This window comes from Geomonas diazotrophica (genome assembly GCF_018919385.1).
Classification (GTDB): Bacteria; Desulfobacterota; Desulfuromonadia; order Geobacterales; family Geobacteraceae; genus Geomonas; species Geomonas diazotrophica.
The window spans coordinates 266,302-278,847 of sequence record NZ_JAHLMF010000002.1; the positions used below are offsets into that span (position 1 = coordinate 266,302).

At 64.3% G+C, this 12,546-nt stretch carries 10 protein-coding genes; 5 read left to right on the plus strand and 5 right to left on the minus strand.

Annotated elements, in window-relative coordinates; all coding sequences use genetic code 11:
- Both KOM00_RS03425 and KOM00_RS03430 read left to right on the plus strand, forming a co-directional pair.
- Window positions 1-207 (plus strand): hypothetical protein, encoded by a 207-nt coding sequence (locus KOM00_RS03425; RefSeq protein ID WP_216497430.1) that lies wholly within the window; start codon window positions 1-3, stop codon window positions 205-207.
- On the plus strand, window positions 201-1,823 hold the full coding sequence (locus KOM00_RS03430; protein WP_216497431.1) for a hybrid sensor histidine kinase/response regulator: 1,623 nt from the start codon (window positions 201-203) through the stop codon (window positions 1,821-1,823). Before KOM00_RS03425 ends, KOM00_RS03430 begins: the two co-directional genes overlap by 7 nt.
- On the opposite strand, the gene KOM00_RS03435 is transcribed toward KOM00_RS03430, so the two are convergent.
- Window positions 1,820-4,756, minus strand: coding sequence for a patatin-like phospholipase family protein (locus tag KOM00_RS03435; protein ID WP_216497432.1), 2,937 nt, complete (start codon window positions 4,754-4,756; stop codon window positions 1,820-1,822). The two genes, KOM00_RS03430 and KOM00_RS03435, sit on opposite strands and share 4 nt — an antisense overlap.
- Window positions 4,757-5,378: 622 nt before the next feature.
- Here KOM00_RS03435 and KOM00_RS03440 point away from each other — a divergent pair.
- Complete coding sequence (locus KOM00_RS03440; RefSeq protein ID WP_236026716.1) at window positions 5,379-5,993, plus strand: hypothetical protein; 615 nt, start codon at window positions 5,379-5,381, stop codon at window positions 5,991-5,993.
- A 66-nt stretch (window positions 5,994-6,059) separates the two neighbouring features.
- On the opposite strand, the gene KOM00_RS03445 is transcribed toward KOM00_RS03440, so the two are convergent.
- The 3 genes from KOM00_RS03445 to KOM00_RS03455 all read right to left on the minus strand — a co-directional run bounded on the left by KOM00_RS03445 (window position 6,060) and on the right by KOM00_RS03455 (window position 9,919).
- On the minus strand, window positions 6,060-6,668 hold the full coding sequence (locus tag KOM00_RS03445; protein WP_216497434.1) for a DUF922 domain-containing protein: 609 nt from the start codon (window positions 6,666-6,668) through the stop codon (window positions 6,060-6,062).
- Between the two features lie 80 nt (window positions 6,669-6,748).
- Window positions 6,749-8,050, minus strand: coding sequence for an MFS transporter (locus KOM00_RS03450; RefSeq protein ID WP_216497435.1), 1,302 nt, complete (start codon window positions 8,048-8,050; stop codon window positions 6,749-6,751).
- A gap of 111 nt (window positions 8,051-8,161) precedes the next feature.
- Complete coding sequence (locus tag KOM00_RS03455; RefSeq protein ID WP_216497436.1) at window positions 8,162-9,919, minus strand: flavocytochrome c; 1,758 nt, start codon at window positions 9,917-9,919, stop codon at window positions 8,162-8,164.
- Between the two features lie 515 nt (window positions 9,920-10,434).
- Between KOM00_RS03455 and KOM00_RS03460 the strand changes: the two genes are divergently transcribed.
- Both KOM00_RS03460 and ygiD read left to right on the plus strand, forming a co-directional pair.
- The gene (locus KOM00_RS03460; protein ID WP_216497437.1) at window positions 10,435-10,809 is read left to right on the plus strand and encodes a cupin domain-containing protein; all 375 of its coding nucleotides are present in this window, start codon (window positions 10,435-10,437) and stop codon (window positions 10,807-10,809) included.
- A gap of 121 nt (window positions 10,810-10,930) precedes the next feature.
- Window positions 10,931-11,710 (plus strand): 4,5-DOPA-extradiol-dioxygenase, encoded by a 780-nt coding sequence (gene ygiD, locus KOM00_RS03465; protein WP_216497438.1) that lies wholly within the window; start codon window positions 10,931-10,933, stop codon window positions 11,708-11,710.
- Window positions 11,711-11,717: 7 nt separating this feature from the next.
- On the opposite strand, the gene KOM00_RS03470 is transcribed toward ygiD, so the two are convergent.
- Window positions 11,718-12,455, minus strand: coding sequence for a sulfite exporter TauE/SafE family protein (locus KOM00_RS03470; protein ID WP_216497439.1), 738 nt, complete (start codon window positions 12,453-12,455; stop codon window positions 11,718-11,720).
- Window positions 12,456-12,546: the final 91 nt, after the last annotated feature.

A 12,546-nucleotide genomic window follows, 5' to 3' on the forward strand; every position in this document is an offset into this window, starting at 1 on the left:
ATGCATCGCTTGCTCTTCGGTTCCGTAACGGCCTCCCCCCCACTCGCCGGGTGGCGCCACATCACGGGGGCCCCCATGAAACCAGAGCTTGGCTGCGACAGCCTGCGCATCCCGCTGCAACCCGGCATGCACCTGCAACGCAGCGGCCGGAAAGACCGACCGCTCTTTGAAGGTATGGTTCCCGCCCTGGGGGTAACGGCATGTTAGTCGACGGCGATTTAACCACGCAGTTTCTCTACGAGGCTCTCAGCCGCGGCAAACGGGAATGGGAACTCACCTTCGACGCCGTTCCTGACCTCATTTTCATCACCGACACCCAGCACACCATCACCCGCGCCAACCGCGCCATGGCCGACCGCCTCGGCTTGCGCCCGTCCCAGATCCCCGGCCGCAAATGCTACGAGCTCTTCCACGAGATCGGCAACGTTCCCGGCACCTGCCCCTTCTTGAAACTGCTGGAGGAGGGGGAGGCGGCTAACGTGGAGATGGAAGAACAGCACCTGGGGGGCTTCTTCGAGATCTCGGTCTCGCCCCTGTACAACGAGTTCGGCGAGATCACCGCCTGCGTCCACGTGGCCCGCGACGTCACGGAACGGAAGAAGGCGGAGGAGTACCGGCTCGCGCTGGAACAGCAACTGCAACAGACCCAGAGGCTGGAGAGCCTGGGGGTGCTTTCCGGCGGCATCGCCCACGATTTCAACAACATCCTGACCATCATCCTCGGGCACTGCGCCATGGCCCGCACAGCGCAGCCCGAAGAGGTGCAAAAGCACCTGGAGCAGATCGAACAGGCGGGAAACCGCGCCGCCGACCTGTGCCGGCAGATGCTCAACTATGCCGGCAAAAGCCCGCTGCTACAGACGGAGATAGACCTCGACGTCCAGGTACGCGAGGTGGTCAGCATGCTCCAGCCCGGCTTCAAGAAGAAGGTCTCCCTAAGGTACCAGCTTGAGCCGGGAGTCCCGCTTATCAAGGGGGACCAGGGGCAGGTGCAGCAGATCATCATGAATCTCGTCGTCAACGCGGTGGAGGCGATCGGCGACCGGAAAGGGACGGTAGCCATCTCCCTGGCCCGGCACACCGTCCCCCCCGGTCAGGCCGGCCACGACGTCTTCGGCAACGCCATCGCCCCGGGTTCCTACGTCTGCCTGGAGGTCAGCGACGACGGCTGCGGCATGAGCGAGGAAACACGTCAGCGAATCTTCGAGCCCTTCTTCAGCACCAAGTTCACCGGGCGCGGCCTGGGCATGTCCGCCACCATGGGGATCATCAGGAGCCACAACGGTGCGCTGCAGCTTTCCAGCGTGCTCGGGGAAGGATCGAGTTTCAGGATCTTCTTCCCCACCCCACCTGCCGCCTGCCCGCGGGTGGAGGCGGAACTCGCCCCCGAGCCGCCGCGCCAATCCCGTGACTGGCTGGAAGGGACCGTCCTGCTGGTTGACGACGAACCGGAACTGCGCCTGGTCGGCACCGTCTTGTTGAACGGGCTTGGTTTGAGCGTCATCACGGCCTGCAACGGCCGGGAAGCCTTGGAGATCTACGACGAGCGCTCCGGAGAGATCGACCTGGTCCTGATGGACCTGACCATGCCCGAAATGGACGGCGTCGAAGCCTACCAGGAATTGCGCAGGAAGACCGCTTCGCTTCCCATCCTCTTCTGCAGCGGCTACGGCAAGAAGGAGGTCTCTCCCTTCATCGACAGGGATCCGCACGCCGCATTCCTCGCCAAGCCCTACAACAGCGAGCAGATGCGCAACATGCTCCGCAAGCTCAAGGAGGCCGCGGCAGGTTCCGGCACCGACCAGGCCGATTACCCGGTCTAGCTGTGACGCTGATCCAGCTCTTTGAGCGCGCGCCGGTGCAGCCTGCCGGCGCGGCTGAAGCATTCCTCCAGTTCAAGGAACCCCCCTCCGGTCAGTTGCAGCACCGAGTGCAGCCCGAGCTTTCGATAGCTCTCGAACTGGGCCTCGTCGAACCACTGGTCCGCAGTCGGCTCATGCGGGAACTCGGCGTGCACCCTGCCGTAATTGAGCAGGTCCGCCGACTCGTCGCCAGTCAGCACCGGCTTCAGGTACAGCACGCACCCCTCGTCCGCCTCCTCCTCCCCGCAGCAGCCATAACGTACGGTGCCCACCGCGAAATGGAGTTTTTTCGCCCGCACTGCCGCCAGATCGATGTCGATCTCCACGCCGAAATCGGCCCTCACCTTGCGCACCGCGTTCCCCAGGTCCTCGAATCTCCCATCGCAGTCGCAGCCCGCGTCGCAGACCACCATGTAGCGGCACCTCCTGCGCACCATCTCGTAGAGCCCGAGGTTTTCGAAGTGACCACCGTCGGAGAGGTAGATGTCCTTGCCGTCCTCGCGGGTGAACCCGAAGGTCTCCTTCAAGAGCGGGATCAGGGCCAGCCCCGGCGAGGCCTTGCGCCAGGCGCCGTGCATCCCCGTGCCGGGGTTCCCCAGCCACCACCCGAGCCTCACGTTGAAAAACGCCATCACGAAGGTGACCAGCGATGAGGAATGGTACCCCATGTTCGGGCTGGCAGCGGCCCCCGAGATCGCCATGGCGGTCCCCAGGGTGGTCGGGTGGGCGGTACGGGGTACCCATCCGGCTCCGTAGGAAGCCATGTCGCGGTACCCTCCGGGCTTGACCCCCTTGGCGCGGTCGTCGGAACTCAGGTCGCTCCCCGCGAAAAGGGGGGTCATGGTGAAGGAGGCCGCCTTTCGCTGCTGCCAGGCCAACCTCTTCCCCTTGACCAGGTTCCAGGCCATGTTCACGACGTGGAAGGGACGGGTGCCGAGTTCCACCATGGCGCGGTCGTCGTTCCTGTCGAAGCCGGTGAAGGGGTTGGGGCACCTTTCCTCCTTGCGGCGGGAGGCCCCGAGGTAGCACCGGACCAGGCGGTTGCGATACATGGCGTGCATCGAGAAGCTGTTGATGTTCACCATCAAGGCCATAAGCAACCAGATGGATGCGGTCGCGGCAGCAAGCCAAAGCAGGCAGGCCACCTGGGTGTTGGCCAAAAGGTAGAGGTGGGTCAGGAAGCCGACGCCCAGCGGCACATCCGAGGGTATCCCCCCCCGCCCCGGCGACCAGGGGAGCTCTCCCCACCAGAGCAGGCAGGTGGCGGCAAGCGATACGGCCTGCACCAGGAACAGGAGGAACAATACTGCCGCGGCCGCAGGAAGCTGGGTGCGAACCCTGTCCATGGAGATGCCGGGGCGCAGGGCGGGGGTGGCCGCGTTCTTCCCCATCAAGGCAGCCGCGATGCCCGCACCGCCCCCCAGCAGGGCGTAGAGCTTCTTCCAGAGCCCGTGCGATTCGGGGAGGATGAGCCATGGCCCGTAGACAACCAGGGCCAGCAGGGCAGCCCAGGCCAGCCCCGCCATGATGGTCACGCCGCCGGCGCGTCCCCACCATTCCCGGTCCTGGTCCCCCGTGAAACGAGAAAGAAGCGCCACCAGCAGCGTGCCGGTCAACAGGTAGTCCGTCAGCACCAGGGGAACAGAGAGAACGGCGAAGAGCAGTTCGGGATACGCGACCCTGGTCAGGAGGACCGGCAGGAGCCTCGTGGCTGCGACCCAGCCGAGGGCACCGGCGACGGCACCGGTCAGGGCCGCACAGACGAAGAAGACGGCAGCCGGCAGCAGGGGACGGGAGACCTTTTTGGTCCAGAGCCAGAGGTGCCCGGCCACCCACCCACCCAGATGGACCGAGATCGCGAACCCGATAAAAACCGTGACATCCGGATAGGTAGCGTCCGTGGCGAGATAGCTGCAGCCCCAATAGGACGGTAGAGCAACCGCCATGAGCAGCAGGGGAACCAGGAAGAAGGCGATGAAGTATCCCTTATCCAGTTTTCCGTCCCCTATGCTGGGGAGATCTATCACCGTGTAGGCGATGGGCAGGATGCCGACGCACACCCCGCCCCAGAGCAGCCACTCTCCCCCCCCGGTCTCCATCCCTTGGCCGGAAACCAGGAGCACCAGCAACCTCGGCAGCAGCAGGAAGGTGAACAACATCGGTATCAGCACCAGCCAGTTCAAAAGCAGGTTCCTCAGATAGGTCCCGATGATGCTCCAGGTGTCGACGCTGAACATCCCGACGCGGGGGGTGAGGTAGTTGCTGTAATCACGCAGGAAACGGACCTGGTAAGGTTCCCGGCGCCGGGATTCCTCCGTCTGCTGCGCCAGCACCCGGGTCACCTTGTCCAGCCTGTCCTTCGCGGTCCCGGTCTCCCTGGAAATCCAGGAACTGAGCCAACTGCCGATGTACCCGCCTCCCGAGACGGTCGAGAGATAGTCAACCTTGCCCAGGAGCCCGCATCTCGCCAACCCCTGGAGCACGCCCAGGTTGAAGGTGGCGCTCCGGATGCCGCCGCCGGAGAGGCAGAGGGCGGTCAGCCGTGCCGCGTGCAGTTGCGGTATCACCCGGCGCAGCCTGCTTTCCTTGTCTTCCTCAGCGGGAAGTGCACTCTGCCCCGCATCTCCTTCCTCCCCCCTGCTCTCCCGGATGGCTGCCAGTTCGCGCAGCAAAACCTCGGGGAGTTCGTAATACTCCCGGTCGCTGCCCGGCTCCAATTCGACGGAGTCCCTGCGCAGGAACCCCTCCTTCTCTAAATAACCGACCTTGAGCCACTCGCCGGCGAGTTCGAGCACCGCGACCTCGGCGCCTGCGGGTATCACCTTGCGAGGGTAAGCGAGGACGTTGCGCGGACCGCTGCGAAGATAGACTCGACAAAGCGTGGTTGCTTTCATGCAGTTCCCCCCCGGCCAACGCACATTGGAATCAACATTACAACACTCTAATGCATCGAGGTAGGGTACAAGTTCTTTGGCCACTGTCAAGCCGCCCCCCTTCACTCACAGCTCCCACGCCGCGTGTCGCGTCGGCTCCCGCACCGAAACCATATGGTGTCAGTAGAGGCAATCCTCCCTTGCCGCCCCGAGATCTCTCATGGCCAGAACCTGGAGAGGAGCGCCGCTTTTTTGTGCAACGCACCCGGCGGACGCGGGGCATGCCCATTCAAAAAAACAACAATTACGGATCCTTACGCAAAAGCCACGAGAGACGAAAAATTGACTTTTTTTAATCATGTATGTTAAGTTGAAATCAGCAGCACGAATTGTATACAAACCAAATGGGGCACCGCAGGGGCCATGGGGCTCTTCTGCGAACCAAGGCAGGCGGTGCCTCCCGGCAGGTTTTACCGGGAACGGAGGTCCGATTATGAGAACAGTGAGAAGGTTGCTATTCACCGCTATCGCCGCAGTGGGCATGATGGGCATGACCACCGGCATGGGCTATGCTGCCGACACAGGAGTTCAAACGAGCAAGACCCATAAAATGACTCACAAAGCAGGGGCGCACAAAGCCGGCATGGCCCACAAAAAAACCTCCCACAGGAGCGGGACCGTCTCCGGTTCCTCCGGTGGCGGTAGCGTACAGAGCTACAGCGGCACCACGCTCCCGAGCGGAGCGGGGGCAAGGAGCACGGTGCGGCAGGACTTCTCGGTTGAGCGGCTGGGACCTGAAACGGGTGGCAGCATGGGCACCGGCGCGGGCGGAACGGTAGGCGGCGGTACCTACTACAACCAGGGGACCAGGGGGACAGGAGGCACCACGGACCGCGGTGCAGGCGGCACGTTAAATCCGGGGGCCGGCGGCAGCTACTTGGAACAGGGGACGAGGGGAACTGGCAACACCCTTGACCGCGGTCCCAGCGGCATTCTGAACCAGGGGACCGGCGGCACCATGGACCGCGGCACCGGCGGGACGCTCAACCAGGGAACCGGCGGCAGCTACTACGACCAGGGGACCAGGGGGACGACCGGTACAGGTAACATAGGGACCGGTAACATGGGGACCGGTAACATGGGGACCGGAGGTACGGGCACTATGGGCACCGGCACCGGCGGCACCACGGGTACCGGCACCGGTGGCACCGGCGGCTCGACAGGCACCGGAACAGGCACCGGCGGCAGTGGCAGGTAGAACGGAGTAAAAGTGAAGCAAAGCGGCAGGAGAAGGGGTTATGGGCAGGGGCCTGTGGCCCCTTCTTTATTGCGGAGCGGCCGCCAGGACAGCGCCTTGCGTCTCGCCGTGCCTGGTGTCGTGATCGTACTCGATCTGGACCTCTTTCAGCATCCGGAATTTCTCTGCGGTGCGCTTGCCGATCTCCGCGGCCAGTTCCTCTTCACTGGCGAAGCTCGGCAGGGTACCGAACATCTCGTTCACCTCGGAAGCAGCCTTTACCGCCAAGTCCTTGTGACCGAACTCGTGACGCTGCAGATGGACCAGGTAGTTGCTCCAGACGCCGGCCAGTTCGGGGGCGCAGGTCGCCTGGCTCAGACGGGGCATGTTGTAGAGGATGTCGACGCGGGTGGCGGCGGACTTCACCGAGTAGCGCCCGTTTTGACAGGTAACGTCGTACTTGAAGTGGATGTCCCAGTTGGTCATGGCAGAGTAGACTTTGCCGTCGTTCCACCTGGTTCCGTTGACCCTGATCTGCTCTACCAGATCGTCCAGGGTTTTGCCGCTGATGTCATAGAAGCGGTAACCTTCTCGAACCTTCAGTTCGCAGGAAGCCGTATCGGAAGCAAACAGGGGGGAAGAACTGGCCAGAAAGAGCAGGGCGATCCCTGCGCCGGCAATTAGGCGGTGCATCATGCAGATACGGACTCCTGAAGTCGGGATGGCAAACGTAAAGCAACCATACCTCATCGGGCATCGGCGAGGAGTGACCCATGTCACAAACTGCGCGGAATCGGGCCTTTATCAGTCCCGCCTCCTACGCTACCGGACAACGTCCCGCTCCAAAGAGAGTCGCGCTCGGCAGGGACCGGCGACGGACCGTTCGGGCGAGCCCCGACCTGCAGCAGTGAGAGACCGGCGACGCAGAGCGCGGAGGTGAGCGTGAGTGCAGAGGCGACGCCGAGCTTGGCGGCGCCCCCCCCCACGAGGGCGCTCCCAACGGGCGCCATCCCCAGAAGGGTCAACGTGTACACGCCCATCACCCTGCCCCGCAAACGGTCCGGGCAGGCCTGCTGCAACGCCCTGTTCACCCGGGCCAGGAACACCACCACAGCCCCCCCTGCGACGGCCAGGGCCGCCAGGGAAAGGAGGAAATCCGCCGAACGCGAGAAGAGCAGCAAGGCCAAGGCGAAGAGGACCCCGGCCCCGGCGGAGTCGGGCCGGGGGGGTCCGTCCCAACAGGCAAGGCCAAGGGCGGCGAGGAGCGAACCGCAGCCAAGAGACGCGGACATAAGGCCCAGCCCCTGCGGCCCGGAGCGGAACGTCTCCGCGAAGACCGGCAGCAGCGGCACGAAGGGGATGGCGAAGAGGCTTACCAGGAGCACGGACAGGAGGAGTTGGCGGACTTCCCGTTGGGTGACCACGAAGCGGAGCCCTTCGCGCAACTCGGTTACCGCGAGGGCCTGGGAGCGGAGCGGATGCGCCGGCTCCCGGCACGGGAGGCGCATCAGGAGCAGGGTGATGATGCCGACCAGGTAGCTTAGGGCGTTGAGGAAAAAGCAGGGGGCGGCGCCGAAGGCGGCGATGATGCAACCGGCGGCCGCCGGCCCGAAGAGGCGGGTGGCGTTGAAGAAAACGGCGTTGACGGCTACTGCCTGCCCAAGGCGCGCGCGGGGTACCAACTCAGAAAGGAGCGCCTGGCGGGCCGGGACCTCGAAGGCGTTCAGCCCCCCCTGGCAAAAGGCGAGGAACATGATCGCCGCTGTGCTCGCCTCGCCGCGCACGGCCAAGACACCGAGGAAGAGGGGCGGGATCAGGGAGCCCCCCTGGGTGATCACAAGGAGGGCCCGCTTGTCGAAGCGGTCGGCAGCCACGCCCCCCGGCACACTGAACAGCAGCACCGGAAGGGAGAGCATGATGGCGGCAAGGGCCAGTTGAGCCGGTGATTTGGTGAGCGACCAGACCAGCCATCCCTGGGCCACGGACTGCATCACGCTCCCCAGCCAGGAAATGCCCTGTCCGATCAAGAAGATACGGTAATTGTCGTCGCGCATCAATGTGAAGCTAGAGTTGAACATGCCCGCCTCGTGCCTGGCTTGCCCCCCCACCCCTGGAGCGGAGCAGGCAAGGGCAAACGGTGAGGAGACGCCGCGGGGCGTCTCCTCGGTGGATCCGGTTAAGATGCGGTGCTACGGACCGGTGGTCTTGGCCAGCTTGGCCGCGTTCTCGCCGGCTATGCGGCCGAAGGTAATGGTCTGCGAGATGGAGTTCCCCCCCAGGCGGTTCTTGCCGTGGACGCCGCCGGTTCCCTCGCCGGCTGCAAACAGGCCGGAGATGGCCTTGCCGTCCTTGGCCAGCACCTCGCTGGCGGTGGTGATCTTCAGGCCGCCCATGGTGTAATGTACGCCCGGTTTCACCTCGATGGCGTAGTACTTGGCGGTGCGCAGGGCGCGCGGCAGGTCGGGGCGCTTGAACTCCGCGTCGTTCTTCTCGTCGACCCCCTTGTTGTAGGAGGCGACGGTCGCTTCCAGGGCATCGGCCGGGACCTTGATCGCCGCGGCGAGCTCCTTCAGCGTGCCCCCCTGCTGCACCAGGTTCAGATGGAAGTAGCCGTCGATCTGCTTCAGGCTCTTGCGGATGCCGTCGTCGAAGACGAGGTACGCCGACTGCCCCTTCTGCGCCAGGATGGCGGCGGAGGCCTTGTCGCGGGTGGTTAGTTCGTTCACGAAACGCTTTCCTTCGTGGTTCACCAGGATGGCGCCGTTGCCACGCACCGCCTCCGTGATCAGGGTACGGCTGCCCGCGGCCACGGTCGGGTGGATCTGGATCTCCTTCATGTCCTTCAGGTCAGCGCCCACGGCGGTGCCGAGATCGATGCCGTCCCCGGTAGCGCCCGGCTGGTTCGAAGTGGTCATCCCCTTGTACTCGGGACGGTAGTAGGCGACGCGCTCGGGGTTGGCCGAGAAGCCGCCGGCCGCGATGATCACCGCCTTGGCGTTGATGGTGTACTCGCCGCTGTGCTTGCCCGCGACGCGAACGCCGGTCACGCGTCCCTTCTTGTCCTCCAGGATCTTCACGACCTTGCTGTTGACGCGTATGTCGATGTTGCGCTGGGCCGCGTTCCTGCGCAGCACCTCGGTGATGTGAGCCCCTACGGCGGCGCCCCCCTTGGGACGGTGGGTCCTGTTGACGCTGGCGCCCCCCATGCGGCCCACGTCGCTCAAGTCGGCGCCGAGACCGGTGAGCCAGGCGACCGAAGAGGCGGAATTCCTGGCCAGCACCATGGCGAGAGCCGGATCGTTCAGGTCGCCGCCGCCGGTCATGGTGTCCTTGTACATCAGGTCGACCGAATCGGCGATCCCCTTCTCCTTCTGAAAGGTGGTCCCGGCCGCGTTCATCCCGCCGGCGGCGAGCATGCTGTTGCCGCCGGTAATCGGCTGTTTCTCGATGATGACCACCTTGGCGCCGGCATCATGGGCGGTGATGGCCGCGGTGAAGCCGGCAGCGCCGGCCCCGATGACGACAACGTCGACCTTTTCGGCGCGTTTCCTGGATTTGGCGGCCGGAGCGGCCTTGGACGGCGTCGCGCCCCCTCCCGCGATTTTCATGTCGAAAGGATGGCAGCTCAGGCAGTAGGCCCAGGATGCGGTGTGGCCGTGGTGGCAGGCGGTACAGTTGATGTCACCCAGGTGCGACTTGTGGGGATTCACCTCCTCCTGGGACTTCTTCCCCATCTCTGCCAGCGTTCCGTGGCAACCCACGCAGTTTTTGTTGACCCCCTTCTCGCTGTCGTCGACGCGGATCTTCTTGCCGCTGCCGTGGCAGTCGGCGCAGGTCGCCTTCCCTTCGTGCAGCTTCGCCAGCGGTTCCGAACCACCCGCCCACAGGACGGTGGCGGACACCAGCACCAGCAATGCCGCCATCACAATGCCTATCCTCGAACTCATCATCTTTCTCCTTTCTTGTTGTCTCGGGTGGTGACCCGTGGTCTGCTCCACGGATATCCGTCACAGGAGCGGCCGATGATGCCCCCCTCTGCGACCTACTCCCGGGAGCACGAGTGATGCCAATACCGGTGCAACAGGCCAAGGTATCGAATTAATGATAACTTTAGCCCGGGGGGCGTGAAAAACAACGAAAGCGCGCGATAACCGCAGGTTATGGCAGGCAGAGTCCTCATCAAGAAAGTGGCCGTGGTTTCAACGGGTTAGCTGTAAAGATAACTCCAGGTTATGGTTATAACCTGCGGCTATACCCCTTGTTCTGACACGGGTTTGGCAGAATGCGGAGCTGTTTTGGAAGGAAGGGCTTCGAAAAGCATGACAGGAGAAGACCGACAGCACGAACAGAGGGGTGACAGTCGGAAGAGGCATCGGCACAAGAGACACCGGCGGAATTGACCCCGGGACAGTGCCAGTACTACAATCATTTAGTAGCATAAGCGTCTCGAAAGGAGTCAGCTATGAGAGTCATATCGGGCGACAAAGCAGAGGTGAAAAACTTCGCGGCTCCATACGAAGTGAGGGAGTTTCCCAACGGGAAGGTGGAACTTATCATGATAGGCGGGGCGCTGGTGGGCAAAGCGACCTTCCTCCCCGGCTGGCGCTGGTCGACATCGGTGCAGCCCCTGGTGCACACCAAAAGCTGCGAAGCCCCGCATTTCCAGTACCACGTTTCCGGGTGGCTCCACGTGGTGATGGATGACGGTAGCCAGTTCGATTGCGGACCGGGCGACGTGTCGCTTTTGCCGATGGGGCACGATGCCTGGGTCGTCGGTGACGAACCGGCCGTGGTGGTCGACTTCCAGGGCATGATAGATTACGCCAAGGCGGGCTAAGCGGCAGAGCAGCGTATAGATGGGGCGCCACGGAAGAGGCGCCCCGTTTTCGTGGAGGCGGTTGCGTCCCGGCGCCGGCACTGGTACAACTGTTTGATATCTTTCAAGCAAGGAGCCTGACATGCCCTCAAGAATGCCTGCCCTCTTTCTCGGACATGGAAACCCGATGAACGCGCTGGCCAGCAACGACTACACCGAAGGGTGGCGCAGCCTCGGGCGCAGCATCCCCCGCCCCAAGGCGGTCCTCTGCGTCTCCGCCCACTGGTACCTCCCCGGCACCGCAGTCACCGTCAACGAAAGGCCCCGCACCATCCACGACTTCGGAGGCTTCCCCCCGGAACTCTACCGCGTGCACTACCCGGCACCGGGCGCCCCGGAGCTGGCCCGGCGCCTGCAGCGGCTGCTCTCCCCCCTGGACGTGCAAGGGGACGACACCTGGGGGCTCGACCACGGCACCTGGGCCGTGCTGTGCCACCTCTATCCGGACGCCGACATACCGGTGCTGCAACTGCGCATCGACGAGACGCAGCCGGCACAGTTCCACTACGACCTGGGCAGGAAGCTCGCCCCGCTGCGCGAGGAGGGGATCCTCATCGTGGGGAGCGGCAACCTGGTGCACAACCTGCACACCTATGCCTGGGGGAGGCACCTCCCCGACCCCTACGACTGGGCGGTCCGCTTCGAAACAAAGGCGAGGGAGTTGATGCTGGCCGGGGACCACGCGCCCCTGGTGGCCTACGAAACGCTCGGCGAAGATGCCCGGCTCTCGATACCAACCCCGGACCACTACCTGCCGCTGCTCTACGTACTGGCGACCGGTCAGGAGGGAGAGAGCATCGCCTTCCCCGTCGAGGGGGTCGACGGCGGCTCCATCTCGATGCTGGCGGTCCGGGTGGGGTAGCCCCCCATCACAGCCCGAGCGCCAGCTTGAGCCCCAGGATCCCTCCGAGCAGCACGAACAGCCCGCGCACCCAGTCGTGCCCCTTGTGCCGCCCGATTCTCGAACCGAGGTAGGCGCCGGCGACCGACCCGAGGGTGGAAGGGAGCATCAACCGGGCTTCGGCAAGCCCGGCCGAGCTGTAGATCGCGACGGCAAAACAGTTCCAGAAAAAGGCCAGCAGGTAATAGCACCCCAGCGAGGCGACCAGGGTCTGGCCGCGCCCCTTGGCGAGGAGCAGCGAAGTGAAGAGCCCGTTGCCGGACCCGAAGAAGGATTCATAGACGCCAAGGGGGAAGGCGAGCAGGGAAGTCACGCGGCGCGACAGCGCAGGTTCGGTCTCGCTGCGCCCCAGCGCGGGGTTCAGCGCCACCATGACCACCAGGGAGAGTATGATGCCGCCGATGACGCGTTGCAGCAGGCGGGGATCGACGCCGCGCACGATCACGGTCCCGGCATAGGCGCCGGCCAGACCGCAGAAGATCATGCCCCGGATGAGGGGCCAGTCGACCCGGCGCCCCTTGAGGTAGTTGCGGGCGGCGAGTAGGGTCCAGGCCGCTCCGTTCAACTGGTTCGACGCGATGGCCACCGGCAGCGGGAACCCGAGCGCCAGCCATACCGGGGTGGTGAGCATGGCGGAACCCGCGCCGCTCATGGAGCTTAGCAGCGAAGCGAGAAAAGCCACCGGCAGTACGATCAAGAAGTCCATCGCCCCCCCAAAAACGCCGCTTCCTTGTACCCCAATTCCTCCCCTGGCAGGAACTGGAGCGCGAGGGCGCCGACGTTCCCGCCTTCATCCT